18 protein-coding genes are annotated in these 17,762 nt (G+C 41.2%); 12 read left to right on the top strand and 6 right to left on the bottom strand.

Annotated features, from left to right (window positions below; all coding sequences use genetic code 11):
- Window position 1: 1 nt before the first annotated feature.
- The 3 genes from dgcA to ACHSBP_RS14625 form a co-directional block, all read right to left on the bottom strand.
- The gene (gene dgcA / locus ACHSBP_RS14635; RefSeq protein WP_010558917.1) at window positions 2–1,018 is read right to left on the bottom strand and encodes an N-acetyl-D-Glu racemase DgcA; all 1,017 of its coding nucleotides are present in this window, start codon (window positions 1,016–1,018) and stop codon (window positions 2–4) included.
- Window positions 1,018–2,010 carry an N-acetyltransferase DgcN gene (gene dgcN / locus ACHSBP_RS14630; RefSeq protein WP_010558918.1) on the bottom strand — a complete coding sequence of 331 codons (993 nt, stop codon included), beginning with the start codon at window positions 2,008–2,010 and terminating at the stop codon, window positions 1,018–1,020. Before dgcN ends, dgcA begins: the two co-directional genes overlap by 1 nt.
- Window positions 2,011–2,133: 123 nt before the next feature.
- Window positions 2,134–3,009 (bottom strand): LysR family transcriptional regulator, encoded by an 876-nt coding sequence (locus ACHSBP_RS14625; RefSeq protein ID WP_010558919.1) that lies wholly within the window; start codon window positions 3,007–3,009, stop codon window positions 2,134–2,136.
- A gap of 336 nt (window positions 3,010–3,345) precedes the next feature.
- Between ACHSBP_RS14625 and ACHSBP_RS14620 the strand changes: the two genes are divergently transcribed.
- From ACHSBP_RS14620 to ACHSBP_RS14595, 6 genes are all read left to right on the top strand, one after another.
- Complete coding sequence (locus tag ACHSBP_RS14620; protein WP_010558920.1) at window positions 3,346–6,165, top strand: TonB-dependent receptor domain-containing protein; 2,820 nt, start codon at window positions 3,346–3,348, stop codon at window positions 6,163–6,165.
- 71 nt (window positions 6,166–6,236) lie between these two features.
- Window positions 6,237–7,388, top strand: coding sequence for a M14-type cytosolic carboxypeptidase (locus ACHSBP_RS14615; protein WP_010558921.1), 1,152 nt, complete (start codon window positions 6,237–6,239; stop codon window positions 7,386–7,388).
- An 8-nt stretch (window positions 7,389–7,396) separates the two neighbouring features.
- A complete protein-coding gene (locus ACHSBP_RS14610; protein WP_010558922.1) occupies window positions 7,397–8,938 on the top strand; it encodes an amidohydrolase family protein in 1,542 nt (513 codons plus the stop codon).
- Between the two features lie 205 nt (window positions 8,939–9,143).
- A complete protein-coding gene (locus ACHSBP_RS14605; RefSeq protein WP_395389307.1) occupies window positions 9,144–9,929 on the top strand; it encodes a LytR/AlgR family response regulator transcription factor in 786 nt (261 codons plus the stop codon).
- Between the two features lie 127 nt (window positions 9,930–10,056).
- Window positions 10,057–10,596 (top strand): cytochrome b, encoded by a 540-nt coding sequence (locus ACHSBP_RS14600; protein WP_395389306.1) that lies wholly within the window; start codon window positions 10,057–10,059, stop codon window positions 10,594–10,596.
- Between the two features lie 193 nt (window positions 10,597–10,789).
- Window positions 10,790–11,182 carry a DoxX-like family protein gene (locus ACHSBP_RS14595; RefSeq protein WP_395389304.1) on the top strand — a complete coding sequence of 131 codons (393 nt, stop codon included), beginning with the start codon at window positions 10,790–10,792 and terminating at the stop codon, window positions 11,180–11,182.
- A 26-nt stretch (window positions 11,183–11,208) separates the two neighbouring features.
- On the opposite strand, the gene ACHSBP_RS14590 is transcribed toward ACHSBP_RS14595, so the two are convergent.
- From ACHSBP_RS14590 to ACHSBP_RS14580, 3 genes are read right to left on the bottom strand one after another with little or no spacing between them, the layout of a single operon-like run.
- Window positions 11,209–12,543, bottom strand: a complete 1,335-nt coding sequence (locus ACHSBP_RS14590) for a sigma-54 dependent transcriptional regulator (RefSeq protein ID WP_010558926.1) — start codon at window positions 12,541–12,543, stop codon at window positions 11,209–11,211.
- Window positions 12,544–12,552: 9 nt separating this feature from the next.
- Window positions 12,553–13,077, bottom strand: a complete 525-nt coding sequence (locus ACHSBP_RS14585; RefSeq protein WP_395389301.1) for a hypothetical protein — start codon at window positions 13,075–13,077, stop codon at window positions 12,553–12,555.
- A complete protein-coding gene (locus ACHSBP_RS14580) occupies window positions 13,074–14,426 on the bottom strand; it encodes a sensor histidine kinase KdpD (RefSeq protein WP_010558928.1) in 1,353 nt (450 codons plus the stop codon). Before ACHSBP_RS14580 ends, ACHSBP_RS14585 begins: the two co-directional genes overlap by 4 nt.
- 350 nt (window positions 14,427–14,776) lie before the next feature.
- Here ACHSBP_RS14580 and ACHSBP_RS14575 point away from each other — a divergent pair, with 350 nt between their 5' ends.
- The 6 genes from ACHSBP_RS14575 (at window position 14,777) to phnW (ending at window position 17,752) form a co-directional block, all read left to right on the top strand.
- Entirely contained in the window at window positions 14,777–14,998 is a 222-nt protein-coding gene (locus tag ACHSBP_RS14575; protein WP_010558929.1) for an EF-hand domain-containing protein, read from the top strand.
- Window positions 14,999–15,084: 86 nt separating this feature from the next.
- Complete coding sequence (locus ACHSBP_RS14570) at window positions 15,085–15,297, top strand: calmodulin (RefSeq protein WP_010558930.1); 213 nt, start codon at window positions 15,085–15,087, stop codon at window positions 15,295–15,297.
- Window positions 15,298–15,369: 72 nt separating this feature from the next.
- Window positions 15,370–15,585: a calmodulin gene (locus tag ACHSBP_RS14565; RefSeq protein WP_010558931.1), complete on the top strand. Its 216-nt coding sequence runs from the start codon at window positions 15,370–15,372 to the stop codon at window positions 15,583–15,585.
- Window positions 15,586–15,695: 110 nt separating this feature from the next.
- Window positions 15,696–15,920, top strand: a complete 225-nt coding sequence (locus tag ACHSBP_RS14560; RefSeq protein ID WP_010558932.1) for an EF-hand domain-containing protein — start codon at window positions 15,696–15,698, stop codon at window positions 15,918–15,920.
- Between the two features lie 151 nt (window positions 15,921–16,071).
- Complete coding sequence (ybaK, locus tag ACHSBP_RS14555; RefSeq protein ID WP_395389298.1) at window positions 16,072–16,542, top strand: Cys-tRNA(Pro) deacylase; 471 nt, start codon at window positions 16,072–16,074, stop codon at window positions 16,540–16,542.
- A 109-nt stretch (window positions 16,543–16,651) separates the two neighbouring features.
- Window positions 16,652–17,752 (top strand): 2-aminoethylphosphonate--pyruvate transaminase, encoded by a 1,101-nt coding sequence (gene phnW, locus ACHSBP_RS14550; RefSeq protein WP_010558934.1) that lies wholly within the window; start codon window positions 16,652–16,654, stop codon window positions 17,750–17,752.
- The last annotated feature ends 10 nt before the right edge of the window (window positions 17,753–17,762 follow it).

The raw sequence follows: 17,762 nt of genomic DNA, 5'->3' as shown, positions 1-17,762 counted from the left end.
ACTAAAGTCCCGTTATTTTGCTTGAGTGTGCTTTTGCTTCCCCCCAAATAAAGGGGGTGGGTTGAGACATTTGTGTACCATGAAACTCAAAGCCACATGCAATATCGCTGCTAAGGAGCAAAGGCCCGTCTAAATCAACAAAATCAGCGTGCTGCGCAATTAGAAAGGCGGGTGCCATCGCTAACGAACTCGCTACCATGCAGCCGGTCATAATAATAAAACCGTGTTGTTTTGCTTCGTTTAATAAAGCTAGTGCCTCGGTTAGACCGCCAGTTTTATCAAGCTTAATATTGATTGCCTGATAGCGGTTTTTAAGCTCTGCTAATTGGTGTCGTGTATGGCATGATTCGTCGGCACAGATTGGAACGCACGGCGTTAACTGAGTGAGCGCCTGATCATTACCGGCTGGCAGGGGTTGTTCTATCAATGCAACATTGTACTGTTTCAGCGTAGGCAGTACAGCTTTTAATAAATCGAAATTCCATGCTTCATTCGCATCAACAATAAATTTGCTGTGTGGCGCTGCTACGTGAATTGCTTTCATTTTATCTAGCACCGAATCGGCATCAAGTTTGACCTTAATGAGCGGTGCATTGGCTAATGCTTTTGCCGCAATAGCCATATTTTGTGTACTGTCTAAACTAATTGTTTGAGCTGTCGTTAAGGGGTGTAATGGTATTTTCAGCATTTTGCTAACACTTTGCGATTGTGACTTCGCGTTAAAGTCCCAAAGTGCGCAATCAAGCGCGTTACGAGCGGCGCCTGCTTTTAACTCACTGATTGCGTGCTGAAGCGCAGCGTCTGATGAAAATTCACAGCCCAGCGCTTCGATTTGTGCAGCTACTGATGCACAGGTTTCACCATAGCGGGCATAGGGCACTGCTTCGCCAAAGCCTTGAAATTCGCCGTCTGAAATAGTCACAACAATCGTTTGTGCATGGCTTTTAACCCCGCGTGAAATACGAAACGGCTGTGCTAAGGGCCAAGATTGTTGATGTAATGATATCGAAATTGCCATTATAGATTGTCCACAATTGATTGTACGCCATGACGTAATGGATCAACCACGGGAAGTCCCAGCTCTTGACTTAAATTACGGCAGATTTCATTGGCTTGTTGTTCACTTACCGAGGATGTATTAATTGTAATACCAGCAACTTTAACCGCTGGATTAGTGATACTGGCCGCCGCAAGATTAAGTTCGATTGTGTGCTTTAAGGTAGGTAAAGGGCGATCTGTTAGCCCGCGCATTGAACTGCGTCCAAGCGCATGACAAATAACCAGGGCATCCGGTTGTGAACCGTGCAATAATCCAAGGCTGACACCTGCAAAGGCGGGATGCGATAACGAACCTTGGCCTTCGATTATATCCCAGTGATCAGCAGTATTATTGGGTGATAATGTTTCCGCTGCACCGCTAATAAAATCTGCCACTACACAGTCAATTGCAAGGCCTTTGCCCTCAATTAGTACGCCGCATTGACCTGTTGCGCGAAAATCCACATTTATGCCGTTTTCACGCATTGCACTCTCAAGGGCTAACGAAGTATACATTTTGCCAACCGAACAGTCAGTACCAACGGTCAATAGGCGTTTACCGCCGCGTTTATAGCCAGTACCGGTGGCGAACTTTTCAGTTGGGTGGCGAATGTCGATTAATTTGCAGTGATGTTGGGAACTTAGCGCTACAAGCTCCTGAAAATCAGTGAGCTTATCGTGAAGGCCGCTGACGATATCCATGCCATTTTTAATTGCTTCTTTTATATAGGGCAGCCAGCTTTCATCAATTTTACCGCCAGAATTGGCAAACCCTAGTACAAAGGTTTTCGCTCCTTTTTCAGCAGCTTCGGCAATGCTCATATCGGGTAAGTTAGCACTTTCAGAACAGCCATCTAAACGATATTGACCAACGCATAACTCTGGCTTCCATGTGGCTACGCCTTTGGCCATTTTGATGGAAAGTGGATCGGTGGCATCGCCAAGGAAAACTAAATAAGGGGCTTGTAGCATAGTGGGTCTCGTTGTTCTTAATGTTGATACCTCTACACTAAGTGAATGTACAAATCTTGCCTATTTCCAAGCCTTTTTAGGCCTATAACTAAAGGTTATAGGTGTTATTTTTGAATGTGTTAACTAAACCTGTTTCATTAAAATATCGATAAATGCCTGGCAGTTAACCGATAAAGGTTTATCACTTAAATGAAGCGCTTGTACATCAAATTCCAGCTTAGGTTTGAATCCTGCGTAGTCGGTATCATTTGTTAAATTACCTCGCGCAGTAAATTCATCTACCACACATACGCCAATATTTTGCGCCACTAAACGCGACGCAATGAAATAGGTTTGTACTTGAATCGAACTTGACACACTGACTTCATTTTCGGATAAGCGATTCCATAATAAGTCACCGAGCGGGCCGCTATCCCAAATGCCGATTAGTTCATGCTTTGCCAGCTCACTGGTTTCGATATCAGTTTGCTGCGACGGTAAAATTGGCTTGGGTGCAACCATTACCATCTCGCTTTTACAAAGTGGAATTGCGCTGATGTTAGCTATCGGTGGAGGAGAAAACATAATTGCTAAATCGAGTTTATGTTCCATCAAAGCTTGTTGTACATCTTCGTTATGCAATGTTTGCAAGTTTATATGTACTCCTGGGTAGCGCTTTTTAAATTCGCTAATTACAAGAGGAATAAGATCAAAACCAAGCGCTGGAGTAAAGCCAATATTAATGTGCCCAGAGCTGCTTTTCTTGATATTTTCTGCGGTATTTCTAACCCCGCGGATCTGCTTGTATACCTTGTCAACTTCGCTAAACAAGGCTTCTGCTTGCGAAGTGGGGATCAGGCGTCCTTTTACCCGTTCAAATAGTGCAAAACCCAATTGTTGTTCGGCATGAGCCAACACCTTACTCACTGATGGTTGAGAAACATGAAGAAACTGCGCCGCATTGGTGATTGAACCAGTTGTGTATATGGCGTGAAATACTTCAATGTGTCTTAATCGCATAGTGCTCTCGTTCTTGTAATGCTGAATTTAATGCTTAGCAAGTCGCTAAATTGGACTCGTTGTAAACCAAAAGTCTGCTCAACTTATCGATTTATTATATTTGTATATTATTTTATGCAATAAAACGAGTTTCTGTGAGAAAGATGTAACGTCATATTAACAAAGGTGAAATCCTCCCTGGTAGTGACGAAATAATCGCTATGCATAACTTTAGGTTATGGGGTGGTAAAAAACTATAAGTTGTTATTTTGAAGCCCATCTGTAACTTTTGTTATTCAGAAATGAACAGCTAACCCTGTTTGGTAGCGTCACTATAACAATAAATGGTAATTCATTATGAACAACACGGGCAAAACCAGATTTCAGCTAAGTGCAATGGCACTGGCTGTGATAACCAGCATAACAGCAAACGCAAATGAGCAAACGACAAAAGACACTGAAATAGAACGTGTCGAAGTACTTGGGTCAAATATCAAACGTGCTCAAGTGGCAGATACCCTACCGATTACAGTAATGAGCAGTGACGATATCGCAGCAACAGGGGCGGCAACCGGTGAAGAGTTGTTACGTTCAATTCCACAAATCGGTGAAATGGCGTTTAATAACGAACGTGCTATTGGTGGTGTAAACGATGCACGTGGCGATGTATCGTCAATTAACTTACGTGGCTTAGGTACTGGTAATACACTTACCTTATTAAATGGTCGTCGTTTAGTGTTACACCCAGGCACGCAAACTGAAAACTTTGTTCCAGTGTCAACGGTTAATGCAAACACTTTACCGGTAAGTGGTTTAAAGCGTGTTGAAGTTTTACGTGATGGTGCTGCGGCAATTTATGGCTCAGATGCCGTAGCGGGTGTTGTGAACTATGTATTAAAAGATGATTATGAAGGCTCACGTATCAGTGTAAACCACGGTACGTCACAAGGTACAGAGCTTAGTCAAACAAGTATCTCTGGTGCAACAGGGTTATCGTTTAATGATGACAAAACCCACCTAACAATGAGCTTAAGCCTATATGACAGAAAAGGCATGCCCGCGTCAGACAGAGATTATGCGGCTTCGCAAGACCGCAGAGAATACGCAGGGTTACCTGAAGAATATATTGGCGATACGCAACTTGATAATCGTTCAACCTCATCACCTTGGGGTGAATTTTCAACAGATACGCTAAAAACATTTCATATTCAACCAAATACAATGTCAGGCTGTGTTGTTGAGTTAGGCGACGGTTTATGTGCTGATAAGGGCAGTTTGTCGCGCGACATGCGTTATGATCGTGCACTCGAGCAAAGCATGACCTCTGACGTGCAACGTGCAAACTTTTACGGCTATTTAAATCACGACTTGGATAACGACATCACATTATTTGGCGAAGCCATTTATTACCATGCAGAAACTCAGCGCTGGCGTGAACAAGCTGGCAATTTAACCGCGCAACGCTTTACTATCAGTCCTGATGCGTATTACAACCCGTTCGGTGAAACAGTGACAATGCGCCGTTACCGTCCAGTTGATACAGGATTGCGAGACATTCAGGTTAAAGATACAAGCTTTCGGGTGTTAACAGGTTTGTCTGGTTATTATCAGGATTGGGATTGGGAAAGTGCGGTACTGTACAGCGAAGCGAAAACCCATGATAAAACTTACAACCGTATTGATGCGAATGCCTTTTTTGATGCGGTAAATAGTACAGATGCAGCGACAGCATATAACATTTTTAATGGTGCAGACCCAGCAAACTTAAACTCAGGTGATGCAACACCTAATTCACAAGCTGTGATTGATCAGTTTTTAGTAAATATCGACCGAGAAAGTAAAACATCTCTGGCACTTATGGACTTTAAAGTTTCAAACGCTGCGCTATTTGAATTAGGCGATGGCGAAGTGGGAATGGCCAGTGGTGTAGAATTCCGCCGTGAAACCTATTCAGATGATCGTGACCCCTTGTTAGATGGTAGTAAAGCGTTTTTTGATAAAAATAGCGGCGAAATGTTGTCTGAAAGTGGTGTGTTAGGCTCTAGCAATACCCCAGACTCAAATGGCTCACGCAATGTGTTTTCAGCCTATGTTGAATTTGTCGCACCATTATTAATGGATAGAGCGTTTGCCAAAAATTTAGAGCTTCAACTTGCTGCGCGTTATGAAAACTTTTCTGATGTGGGATCAGTGACCAAACCTAAAGTGGCATTGAGTTGGATGCCAAGCGATTGGTTACAGGTACGTGCCGCCTATGCCGAAGGGTTTAGAGCGCCAAACTTACCACAGGTTGTTGAGCAAGGAATTTCACGTTCAAATACGCGCTACGACCCGATTACCGACAGTTCTTATGGCATAACAGAAATTCGCGGTGGTAACAAAAACTTAAAACCTGAAGACGATACTAATACATCGTTTGGTTTAGTACTTATGCCATTTGATAACATCACTGTGACTGCCGACTGGTGGAATATCGAACAAGATGGTGTGGTGGGTATTTTAAACAGTCAAACGCATTTACTGTATGATTCATTATTGCGCTCGCAAGGTGGCAGTAACCCAAATGTTATTCGCGGCGATGACAATGAAGTGATCCATGTTAATAATCAATATGACAACTTAAGCCCAAGAGAAATTGAAGGCGTTGATTTTAGTGTTTTTTATTATTTAAAAACCGACTTCGGTAATTTTGATTTTAAGGTGAACGCAGCGCGCTTAATTCGTTTTGAGCAACAACCTGATGACATAACAGCGCAAGTGCTAGCGGCGCAGCAAGCTGGCGATCCAGCCGTACCAGAATCTATTGTGATTACGGGCGCTGGCGATTTAATCCAGCAAAATGGCCGACCTGAGTGGCGCGCGTATGCGTCAATGCGTTTTAAGCGCGACCAGTGGTCAGTCGGTACCACTGCAAACTACGTAAGTGATTTTTACGATACTAGCATTACCACATCAGATGGTGAGCCTCTGCCAATAGATAGTTTTACGACCATAAACTTATACGGCGACTATCGTTTTAAAGACGCAGGGTGGTTATCGAAAACGCGTATACGTGTTGGCGTTCGCAATATTGCTGACGAGAAGCCACCGATTGCGGATGAAAGCTTTGGTTACTTTTCAAGTGTGCATTCTAACCGAGGCCGTTATTTCTATTTTGATATCAGCAAATCGTTTTAATTCTGAAACGTGATGTAAGCAACCAGCGGCATGAACAAATGCCGCTATTTCTCGTATTCTTAAGGCACATTATGTTATTTCATAAACATCTCTTATCTGCATCGCTTTTATTCATTTGCTGCACGTTACACGCAAGCGTTAATTTTGATGGTAAAGCAAGCTGTCAAAGTGAGTCACTGTTGTTAACGACTGATTTTGAAAGTGCACGAGTGAATGATTGCAAAATCAATGGCAACCATGTCTCAATTAGCATTAAACCGGAAAATAAACCGATTAATGACAGCCCTTGGTACGCGTTTAAGTTACAGGCAAAAACCGCAAGTGAAGTGACCGTTAGGGTTAAGTACTATGGTGGTAAACATCGTTATCATCCCAAGGCTAGTGTTGATGGTGTAAGTTGGACCGCGCTACCGTACCGTATTAAAAACGGTGATTTAGTGTTCCAAGTGACACTTGGCGACACGCCATTATTGGTTGCAGGACAAGAAATTGTGTCTAATCACACGTATGAAAATTGGATGCAAAACATTAAAACGCGGTTTGAATTAACCTCAGTTTCTCTTGGCCAATCGGTTCAAGGACGCGCGATTACAGCGCTATTGAGTAAAGGGCAAAGCGACAAATATTTATTGGTGATAGGACGCCAGCACCCACCAGAAATTACCGGTGCTTTAGCGTATTTCCCATTTAGTGAAACCCTGCTAGAAAATTCAACTTTTAGGCAACACTACAATATTGTGTTTGTACCAAATATTAACCCTGATGGTGTAGCACTTGGTCATTGGCGACACAATGTTAACGGGGTTGACCTCAACCGCGATTGGAAACACTTTAAGCAACCTGAAACCGCGGCAATTAAGCAATATTTAGATACGATAGTTAAACGTGGCGGCAAGATAACCTACGGTGTTGATTTTCACTCAACACACCACGATGTGTTTTACACTATGCCGCAAGGCAAAGGCTTAACACCTGATGATACCACCGTTAATTGGCTTGAACGCTTAGCGAATGCAGAGCCAAATTTCACTGTGCTTGATAAGCCGGGACATAACCCAGGGCGCGGCGTATTTAAACAGTGGTTATCAGATACCTATGGTGTGCACGCCATTACATACGAAATGGGTGATAACACCAATCGTAAGGTGATTAAGCAAGTGGCAATTTCGGCAGCGAACACCTTGAGTGAAACCTTACTTAATCAGTCCAAAACAGCAAAATAGGAAACACCATGAAGTATCTACTATTAACATTGAGTGTGTTGAGTCTTAGTGTGTTTGCCAAGCCACAAATTGATTATGTGATCAGTAGCGAACGCGTATTCAATAGCGATAAAAAATCCTTTGAAGCTCTTGATATCGCAATTTGTGGAAAAACGATATGTGATATCGGCCAGCGCTTTAAATACCGTTCTTTAGATGTAAATTATATTGATTACGGTAGTAAAGTGATTAGTCCAGGCTTTATTGACCCTCATACGCACAGCTTGTCTGAACTGAAAAACGAAAAAACGAGCGCTAATTTGAACTACCTCACGCAAGGAGTCACCACTGTAATTAATGGTAACGATGGCAAAAGCCCGCTCTCAATTGCTAAAACTACAAAGCAGCTGTTATCGCACGGTATTGGTACAAATGTGGCATTTTTTATCGGCCATAATACAGTGCGCAATGCGGTAATGGGAAAAGAAGACCGTCAACCCACTACGCGAGAAATGAATAAAATGAAAGCCCTTGTTGAGCGCAATATGCAAGCTGGTGCCTTAGGTTTATCAACAGGGCTTTATTATTTACCGGGTACGTTTGCAACGACAGAAGAAGTGGTTTCACTTGCTAAAGTCGCTGCCAATTACCAAGGTATTTATGAAACGCATTTACGAGACGAAAGTACTTTTAATATTGGCTTTTTAAACGCGGTAAAAGAGGCAATTCATGTAGCGGAGCAAGCCAAGATGCCATTGCATCTTGGTCATATTAAAGCGCTCGGCGTTGATGTATGGGGACAAGCAAATGATGCCATTGCACTTGTTGAAGCCGCGCAGCAACGCGGCATAAAGATAACAGCTGACCAATATCCTTGGCTTGCATCAGGTACCTCAATCAGTGGCGCTGTTGTACCAAGCTGGGTGCGCGAAGGGGGTAAAAAAGCCACTATTAAGCGCTTAAAAGATAAACGTTTATATCAACAAATTTTTACTGAAATAAGTGAAAATATCCGTCGTCGTGGTGGGGCTGAACGCTTGCTTATTACCGTGACAGAGCAAGAGGGGATTACTGGTAAAACCCTCGCTGAGGTTGCAAAAGACCGTTCACTTACGCCTGCAGATACCGTGATTGAGTTGGCACAAGGTCCTGTCGTGAAAGTTGCATCGTTTAATATGTCGGAACAGGATGTTAATCACTTTATGGTTAAACCGTGGGTTGTCACATCATCAGATGGAAGCAATGGTCACCCGCGTAAATATGCGAGTTTTGCTAAAAAACTAACCACGTATGTGCTTGAGCAGCAGGTACTTAGTTTAGAAACGTTTATTTATCAAAGTACAACGGCCACAGCAAATGCACTCAATATTTCAGACCGAGGCGCAATAAAACACGGACTATCCGCTGATTTGATTGTGTTTGATCCTAAAGATGTAACGGTCAATGCCAGCTTTAAACAATGGAATGTATTGACCAGTGGATTTAACGATGTGTTTATAAATGGCCAGCATGTGATTAAAGCGGGCACGTTTACCGGCGCGCTAGCGGGCGAATTTATTAAGCCTCATTAATTGTAATCGGGGTTTACAGTAGGTGACACCTGCACAAGGCATCTACTGTAAACGCGCTGATCATTACTCGGCGAATAAATATGAACTGCGTTTAAACCCTTGCATTGCTATTGCTATCGAATATATCTCTTTCGAAAATAGCATTTTACTCAGACAAGACCATTTCTTATGATTACACACTCGTTTTGCAAAGACAGGAATGGTTGTGCTCGCTAAAAAATTTCTTACCCTTAAAGATTATCAATTACTGACACTCGCATGGTTATTTATGCTGAGTTTGGTTTGTTTAAATTGTACCGTTCATAGTTTATTTATTGCAAAAACACGTGTTGATATTGCCTCGTCTATTGCGTGGTCATTGCAGAAATACGGTATTTGGTTACTGATAACACCACTTATTTGTATGGGGTTACAGGCGCAGTTTTCGTTTAAACGTATCTTATCAATAGGTGTAAGTTCGCTGCTTATTGTACTGTGCGTTAATACTAGTTTAGATATCTTGTTTGAGGGAATTAGATGGCAAGAAAGTGTGTTTTATAATTGGCATAAACACGTTTTTGCTTATGGCGGTATTGTTCTGGTGATCTGGGCGAGAAAGCAGCTCTTTTCTGAATCGAGTACCGCAGAAAACTGCGCAAATTCAAGCGTTGTTGTAAGTGACGAAAAAGCACCATTGTCAGGCCAGTTAGTCACATCTGAATTGAGGTTAGCTTTTAGTGATATCTATTACGCTAAATCGTCCGGTAACTATATCGACATAGTGACAAAACATAAAACCTATTTACTGCGCATGACAATGAAAGAGCTTATCGCTTTATTACCAAGTGATTACTTTATTCGCACACATCGTTCTTACATTGTTAATTTAGCGCATACAGAACACATGCAAAACATTCGAGCAGGTAATGCCAATTTAGTACTTGCTAATGCGCAAAACGTACCTGTGAGCAAATCACAACGGCAACTTGTGAAACAGCTTTTAGCCCAGTAAATATCGGCTTTTGGGATGAATGGAGGTGTGCTGTTCATCCCAAAATAAGTGAATTTATCACAGCCAACTTTACCCCAGTTATTGTGCACTTTAACGTATGGCGCATTACATAATTGGAGTAATTAAAATGAATATACCGTCACTTTATCGTACCACTCGCTACTTTCATTGGTTGAGCGCGTTTATTATGTTGGGCCTGATCAGCGTAGGTTATTACATGGTGTATTGGGAGGTGTGGGCACTTTACCCAACGCATAAGTCTATTGGTGTGTTAGCTTTGCTAGTCGTACTTCCGCGTGCTTTGTATCGTCTTCAAAAAGGGTTGCTAACGCCTACATCAGCGGTGTCACACCATCAACAAAAGCTCATCGAAGCAGCCCACTGGGCGCTATTAGCCGGTACTATCTTGATGCCTATAAGTGGTATGTTGTACTCAGGTTTCGGCGGTTACGGTATTGATATTTTTGGTTTTACATTGGTTGCCAGTAATTACATCGATTCTGCAGCTGTTCCCTATAACGAAACCATTTTCATTTTAGCTAAAGCAGCGCATTCGTATATTGCCTATGGTTTAACTGGATTGATTGCGTTGCATATTCTGGGTGCGTTTAAACATCACCTGTTGAGTAAAGATGTCACCTTATTGCGTATGCTTGGGCGCGCTTAAACTTATTTTGCGAAAAATGCTGTAAGGCTTGGGGCTAACACCCAAACGGCGCGTCGTTGTTTGGGTGTTTTTTATGGTTGGAATACATCGTAAGCGATTTAAATTGGTGTTTTTTGCAATCTTTAAAACGTTGCTGGGTGTTTTGATGTTAGGATGACGTCAATTTAATGCTGTAAATCAAGGACGAAGCTCGGTGTCATCAGTTCAAATTGCTCGTTATATCGTGAGTTTCAGTTGGTTGTATCACGGAATTTTTCCAAAACTAGTGCATATTGCGCCACTTGAACAATTAATGACGGCGAGTATCGGGTTTTCTGAAGAAGCCTCATACTTCATTACGAAAGCCGCAGGAGTTGGGGAAGTGTTGTTCGGTCTGCTGATTTTTGTTTTTTATCGTTCAAAGCTGCTTTTATTTTTCAATATCTTAGCATTATGTGTTTTATTACTGTTTGTTGCGATTTTACAGCCGACGTTACTGATTGAAGCATTTAATCCAGTTACAACGAATATTGCGATAATTGGTTTAAGCCTCATTTTACTTGCAGACTTAAACCAATCCAAAAGCGGTGATAACGCCAAAGTGTAACGGAACACTATTACGTAACTGTATGATCACTCATTATTAATTTCGTGTTTTTTCATTAATTTGTAAAAGTCGGAACGGTTTCGTTGTGCCAGTTTTGCAGCTTCAGACACATTGCCACCAGACAGTGCTAACACCTTTTGAATATAGTCATATTCAAACTGACGTTTGGCTTCATTTAAACCAACAAAGGCGTTATGCGTTTCGTCTGAATCAGGCAATGCGTTTGCAACAACATCTTCGGTAATAATATTTCCAGCACTAATGGCAATACAGTGTTCAACGATATTGTGTAGTTGACGTACATTACCCGGCCAATCGTAACTTAGCATGCGCGTGATACTTTGTGGGTTAAATTGTTTGGCATCGTCAGTGAGTTTGGCTAAAAATCGCGTGGCGAGCAGGGGGATATCATCTAAGCGTTCTTTTAAGCTCGGTAAGGTAATTGAAACCACATTTAGGCGATAATACAAATCTTCACGAAATTGATTATCTTTGACCGCTTGCACAATATTTTTATGGCTTGCCGAGACCACACGAATATCGACTTCTTGTTCAACTTGGCTGCCAACCGGACGAACTTTTTTCTCTTGTAACACCCGTAATAATTTAACTTGCAAATCAAGCGGCATATCGCCAATTTCATCTAAAAATAAGGTACCGCCATTGGCCGCTTGTACTAGACCTTCTTTATCGCTTACAGCACCTGTGAAGGCACCTTTTTTATGACCAAATAACTCTGATTCAAGTAAGTGACCTGGCATTGCACCACAGTTAATAGCAATAAAAGGACCGTTGGCTTGATTACTGGCTAAGTGAATGGCTTTTGCTGCGACTTCTTTACCGCTACCGCTTTGACCTTGAATAAGGATATTAACCTTACTGTTTGCCAGCGCTTTTATTTGCTGCACTAATTGGTGCATTTTTTCACTTTGGTAAATGAGGCCATGAAAGTTATCTGGCTCAACACTGCTGTTTTGGCTTACTTTGCCGGCAAGCGTTTTTTCAATCACATCAAGCATTTGTTGGCTATCGATAGGTTTTGTTAAAAAGCTAACAAACCCTTGGTGCATGGCATCTACCGCATCGGGAATAGAGCCATGTGCCGTCATCATAATTACTGGCATGCCAGTGTAAAATTTTTTGATTTCTTGATTAAGAGCAAAGCCATCCATATTCGCCATTTTAAAATCGGTGATCACTAAATCAATGGCGGTTTGCTTTAACAGGGCAAGTGCTTGATTACCATTTTCAGCCACAGTGACATTATATCCGTTGCCTTCAAGGCGAATCGCAAGCAGTTCTGCAAGCGCAGTGTCATCGTCAACCAGTAATAAATTGGCAGCGCTAGCCAAATGTTTCATAGGTGTCCTTTATTGTGTTCTGTTTTCTGAAAGAGAGGTTTCAAGGCGTTGTTTTTCAATGTCGACTAGCTTTTGTTTAAGTTCAATTAATTGCCTTTGCAGCTCGAGCAATTGTTGCTCGTGTTTTTGAGCTTTTGAATCTGAATAAAAGTTAGTGATCTTTTGTTTTCGTAAGTTTTCCGTATGCCAAGTTAGCGAATCAAACCAAACCACGTAATCATTTGGCCATAACGCGTTGGTTTTAATTTCTTCAATCAGTTTTAACTGTTTGTTGGTAGAGGTTGTTGTACAGTATTCACCAATAAATGTTTGTAACGCCTCGTTTTCAAGAGTTGGACGTGTTGGCGCTTGAGTACAATTTGCAAGCAAGGCGCTTATAACCGCGGTAATCGGTTGATGCGTTTGTTCTACCGCTTTATTTGTATTTGTTGTCGGCTGAGTGTGTTCACTGTTATTTTGCACAGGTGGTGTACTTGTACATGCGACAATAAACAGTGACGCACTTAACTGTGTAATGAGTTTAAATATCTTCATTGGCTTGGGAATGTAATTAGTATGTTTGCACCTGAGTCTGTTTCTTGCCATGTGATATCGCCTTTTAATTGATTGACGCATTCTGACACAATGGCAAGCCCTAACCCAGAACCTTGCTTGTTTTTATTGTGTTCGCTTTGGTAAAAAGGCTGAAAAAGTAAGTGTGCTTCTTCTTGATTAATGCCTGGTCCGTCGTCCGCCACGTTAAGTTCAATGGTATTATGATTTTGTCTAATGTAAATATCTACTGTGCTCGTCGCATGATTTAGCGCATTGCTGACTAGTTGCGTAAGGATCAATTTACACGGTAAGTGAGGTACCTTATTTGTAGCGCTAATGTGCCAACATATAGCGATGTCCTTATTCGCAATAGTATCACTTAAGTGACGGTTAATTTCTTCTTCAAGTGTGTTGAAAGAGGTGACCTGTTGTAATCCGTCAGGGTGGCTGGCTGCACTGTAATTAAGTAAATCATCAATCATGCGTGCAAGCTTTTCTACCGATTGTTGCATTATGGTTAGAATTCTACCTTGTTTATCACTTACCTCGCCAAGTAAACCGCTGTTTAATAAGCTGCTGCCTTCATTAATCGAGGCTAGCGGTGTTTTCAGTTCGTGTGTGACATGACGTAAAAAAGTTTCCTTTTGTTGTTGCACGCGTTTTAGTGCCAAGCGAAGCCAGTCAAGTCGCCTGCCAAGTTGTTGCAGCTCATGGCTACCTGATAATTTTATCGGCTGATCTAACTGCCCCTTACCTACATCAGATAACACGGTTTCAACCTGATTGAGTTGACGACAAATGCGAAAGATTAAAAACGAACTAATAATCACTAATATCGGCAGTAACACAATAAGGCCAACAACAAACTCGGTTTGTAACGACTTAAACTGTTCATTTTTATTTGCTAGGCGGGTATCTAGTGTGTCATCAAAGTTGGCATCAAGTTGTTTAAGTTGCGCCACCAGTTGCGCAAATTCGTCAGCGCTTTTTGGGTCTAATAATGTCGCGTGTTGCAATTTAGCAACAAAATCACTTTTCGCGAGTTTTAATTTTAGTAATTCGATGCGATTTTGCGTGGTTTGCCATTTTTGTTCGATACTAATTTGTAATTGTTCACTCTTTAACAGTTGGTTGTTTTTGAGCGCCTTTTCAATGCCATTTACGTCTGCTTTTATATAATTGTACTCGAGTATAAGCTCCTGATTTTCATCGTAAATAATAAGCGTTTCTTGCTGGTGTTTCGAGATGCTGGTGGCATACCACAGTGTAAGCAATACGATCGGAAGTACACCCACTAACATGGCAACTAGCGCTTGTTTTTGTAACGACTGAGAAAAAAATTGTTTCACTAAAAAAAACCTTTGCAAATACAGGCTGAACCGAACAGCTTTTGCTCGATTAAAAGTAGAAATTAAATTAGTTGTTGCAAAATTGCGACAATATAACCAATTGTTTTATAAAGATAAAAATATGATGGCTGTTTTGTTGTTGCAATTTAGCAACAAATAAACAGCTTATTTTCGAGCGAAATACTTCAAAAATATCCTATCTATTTGTTTTATATGCTTTTTTAAAAGTTGGCATCATGTTTGTAATAGTCTTAGCGACAATGCGAAAGCATAAAACGAGACTAGCTTAACAAATGTATTTTGCGTTAAGCAAAAATTTAACAGACATCCAAATATAGGGAGAAATACCCATGAAGATTAGAGCAATTGCATATTTAACAGCAGTACTTGGTGTAGCAGCATTTAATACACAAGCAAACACATTATTTGATGAGCTTGACCTTAACAAAGATGGCTTCATTTCTGAAGTAGAAGCAGCTGCAAACAGTAAAGTAGCTGAAGTGTTTCAAGAGTTAGACACAAACGAAGATGCGCAAATCAGCAAAGACGAATTTGCAGCATTTGAAGGCTAATAAACGCCTTACCACTTAATAATAGGGAAGTGCGCTACTTTCCAATCAGTTTAGATATTCAAAGTTAAAATGAAAGGAAGTTCCAAATGAAAAAATTAGTAATGTCAGTATTTGTTATTGCAAGTTCATTCTCAGCAGTTGCAGCAGACGATTTCGCAACACTTGATAGTGATAGCAATGGTGCAATCAGCCAGCAGGAAGCGGCACAAAATGAAGCACTTTCAGAGCAATTTAAAACACTGGATGTTGATGGTAACGGCGAGCTAAGCAAAGACGAGTTTGCAGCATTTAAAGGCTAATCCGTACCAGGGGAAGTGCGCTACTTTCCAACGTTAAGTAACAAACCCAAAGTAAAGATGAAGGAATTTAAAATGAAAAAATTAGTAATGTCAGTATTTGTTATCGCAAGTTCATTCTCAGTAGTTGCAGCGGACGATTTCGCAACACTTGATACAGACGGTAACGGTTCTATCAGCAAAGACGAAGCAATGCAAAACGTATCGCTAGTTCACCAATTTGCTGACTTAGATGTAGACAACAGTGGCGAGTTAAGCAAAGAGGAATTTTCGAAGTTTAAAGCGTCATAAGTTTAAAGCTTCTTAAATATCCCGTTTTACAGTTGGGCTCACTTAACTCCTTGTCAATCAGTATGCCGAGTGAGTCCAACTTTTTTTATTAAATCAAGTAGTGAAGTGAAATGAAAAAAGCCTTAGTTATCGCAATCTCAATGTATGTAATGTTATTTGCCACCGTAAAAGCCGTTGCAGATGAAGAGTTTGCTTTGTTCGATTCTGACAACAGCGGTACCATCAGCGTAGACGAGGCGAAACGCAATCACGCACTACTTGAACAATTTACACATTTAGACCGTGATAATAATGGCGAATTAAGTCCACAAGAATTCGCCAGATTCACAGGATAACCCCGTATCAACCCTCCCTAGTGCGACCTGAACTATTTTTTGTTGGACATGAATACTTTTACGGTCGCACTATTTTCACATTAAAAGTGCTTTTGCTTTTGAATTGGCTTATGTAAGCTGCTTATAACATCTTAGTTTTATGAGCAAAATCATGACGCCAGCAATTAAAACAGCAGAAAAAGCGAAGATAGATTTCTCCGTACACCAGTATGAACACGACAGCAGTGTTGCATCTTTCGGGTTAGAAGCCAGTGAAAAGCTTGGCGTATCTGCGGCCACTGTGTTTAAAACGCTGGTAGCAAGCTTAGATAATGGTGAGCTGGTTGTCGCGATTATTCCTGTCGATCGAAAATTAAATCTAAAAGCTGTGGCCAATGCGAGTAAAGCAAAAAAAGCCAAAATGGCCGAACCGCTCGATGTTGAGCGTTCAACCGGTTATGTACTTGGCGGCGTAAGCCCACTAGGACAAAAGAAACGTCTTAAAACCCTGCTTGATGACTCAGCTAAAGCACAATCCACTATTTATGTGAGCGCCGGTCGTCGCGGTTTGGAGATTGAACTTCAACCAAGTGATCTTTTATCACTGACTAATGGACAGTTTGTACCATTAAAAGCCGAATAACTCCTATCTAAGGTTTATCCCGAACCGTTATTTGTCATTGAAGTTTCATAATTCAAGGCCATTATTTATGCTTAAATAATCTGGACTATACCAGATTGGAAAAGATGAAATGAATGAATACTTGTTATTGACGCCGGGCCCACTCTCAACCAGTAATACAGTAAAGCAAGCAATGCTTAAAGATTGGTGTACCTGGGATGACGACTATAACATTGAGATTGTGCAGGCGATCCGCGCTAAACTCACAGCACTTGCAAGTAATACTGATGATTTTACGAGTGTTTTAATGCAAGGAAGTGGTACCGCTAGTGTTGAATCAGCACTTGGTAGTTTAATTAAAAACACCGATAAACTGCTCATTATTAACAATGGTGCTTATGGTAAGCGTATCGCCGAAATTGCAAATTACTTAAATATTAATGCGCAGGTAGTAAATTTAGATGAAACCCAGTTACCAAATATGGCTGAGGTTGAAGAGCAGTTACAAGCGCACAGTGATATTACTCATATTGCAATGGTGCACTGCGAAACCACCACGGGCATGCTTAACCCCGTTGCAGAAATGGGCGCGCTTGCTAAAAAGTACCATAAAACCTTTATATTAGATGCAATGAGCAGCTTTGGTGGTATTGAGCTTGATATGGCTGAACTTAACATAGATGTGCTTATAAGCTCTGCTAATAAATGTATTCAAGGTGTACCGGGGTTTGGCTTTGTGATTGTTAAAAAAGCAATTATTGAAAAGTGCCAAGGCATTGCACGCTCGCTTAGCTTAGATTTGTACGCGCAGTGGAAAACCATGGAAGATCATAACGGTAAGTGGCGTTTCACGTCGCCGACTCATGTGGTAAGAGCTTTCTATCAGGCGCTTTTGGAATTAGAAGAGGAAGGCGGTGTTAAAGCGCGCTATAACCGTTATAAAGAAAATCAACAGCGTTTAGTTGATGGTATGCACGCACTTGGATTTGAGACCTTGCTAGCGAAAGAGCTGCATTCGCCGATTATCACCTCGTTCTATTCACCAACCAGTAATAAATACAATTTTGCTTTGTTTTACAGTGCGTTAAAAGAGCAAGGGTTTGTAATTTATCCGGGTAAAGTATCAGATGCTGATTGTTTTCGCATTGGTAATATTGGCGAAATTTACCCTGACGATATAACGCGATTACTTAGTGCAATAAAGCGCAGCCGATTTTGGTTAGAAGCTTAAGATAGAATTG

Origin of the sequence: Pseudoalteromonas sp. XMcav1-K (assembly GCF_044005875.1) — a bacterium.
GTDB classification, from domain to species: Bacteria; Pseudomonadota; Gammaproteobacteria; order Enterobacterales; family Alteromonadaceae; genus Pseudoalteromonas; species Pseudoalteromonas spongiae.
The sequence above is the reverse complement of the archived record's forward strand: the minus strand, read 5'-3'. Positions and strand labels throughout refer to the sequence as shown.

Bases quoted from the DNA above. Each gene is read 5' to 3' on its own strand.
- dgcA (WP_010558917.1), bottom strand. From the start codon at position 1,018: ATGGCAATTTCGATATCATTACATCAACAATCTTGGCCCTTAGCACAG.
- dgcN (WP_010558918.1), bottom strand. From the start codon at position 2,010: ATGCTACAAGCCCCTTATTTAGTTTTCCTTGGCGATGCCACCGATCCA.
- ACHSBP_RS14625 (WP_010558919.1), bottom strand. From the start codon at position 3,009: ATGCGATTAAGACACATTGAAGTATTTCACGCCATATACACAACTGGT.
- ACHSBP_RS14620 (WP_010558920.1), top strand. From the start codon at position 3,346: ATGAACAACACGGGCAAAACCAGATTTCAGCTAAGTGCAATGGCACTG.
- ACHSBP_RS14615 (WP_010558921.1), top strand. From the start codon at position 6,237: ATGTTATTTCATAAACATCTCTTATCTGCATCGCTTTTATTCATTTGC.
- ACHSBP_RS14610 (WP_010558922.1), top strand. From the start codon at position 7,397: ATGAAGTATCTACTATTAACATTGAGTGTGTTGAGTCTTAGTGTGTTT.
- ACHSBP_RS14600 (WP_395389306.1), top strand. From the start codon at position 10,057: ATGAATATACCGTCACTTTATCGTACCACTCGCTACTTTCATTGGTTG.
- ACHSBP_RS14590 (WP_010558926.1), bottom strand. From the start codon at position 12,543: ATGAAACATTTGGCTAGCGCTGCCAATTTATTACTGGTTGACGATGAC.
- ACHSBP_RS14585 (WP_395389301.1), bottom strand. From the start codon at position 13,077: ATGAAGATATTTAAACTCATTACACAGTTAAGTGCGTCACTGTTTATT.
- ACHSBP_RS14575 (WP_010558929.1), top strand. From the start codon at position 14,777: ATGAAGATTAGAGCAATTGCATATTTAACAGCAGTACTTGGTGTAGCA.
- ACHSBP_RS14570 (WP_010558930.1), top strand. From the start codon at position 15,085: ATGAAAAAATTAGTAATGTCAGTATTTGTTATTGCAAGTTCATTCTCA.
- ACHSBP_RS14565 (WP_010558931.1), top strand. From the start codon at position 15,370: ATGAAAAAATTAGTAATGTCAGTATTTGTTATCGCAAGTTCATTCTCA.
- ACHSBP_RS14560 (WP_010558932.1), top strand. From the start codon at position 15,696: ATGAAAAAAGCCTTAGTTATCGCAATCTCAATGTATGTAATGTTATTT.
- ybaK (WP_395389298.1), top strand. From the start codon at position 16,072: ATGACGCCAGCAATTAAAACAGCAGAAAAAGCGAAGATAGATTTCTCC.
- phnW (WP_010558934.1), top strand. From the start codon at position 16,652: ATGAATGAATACTTGTTATTGACGCCGGGCCCACTCTCAACCAGTAAT.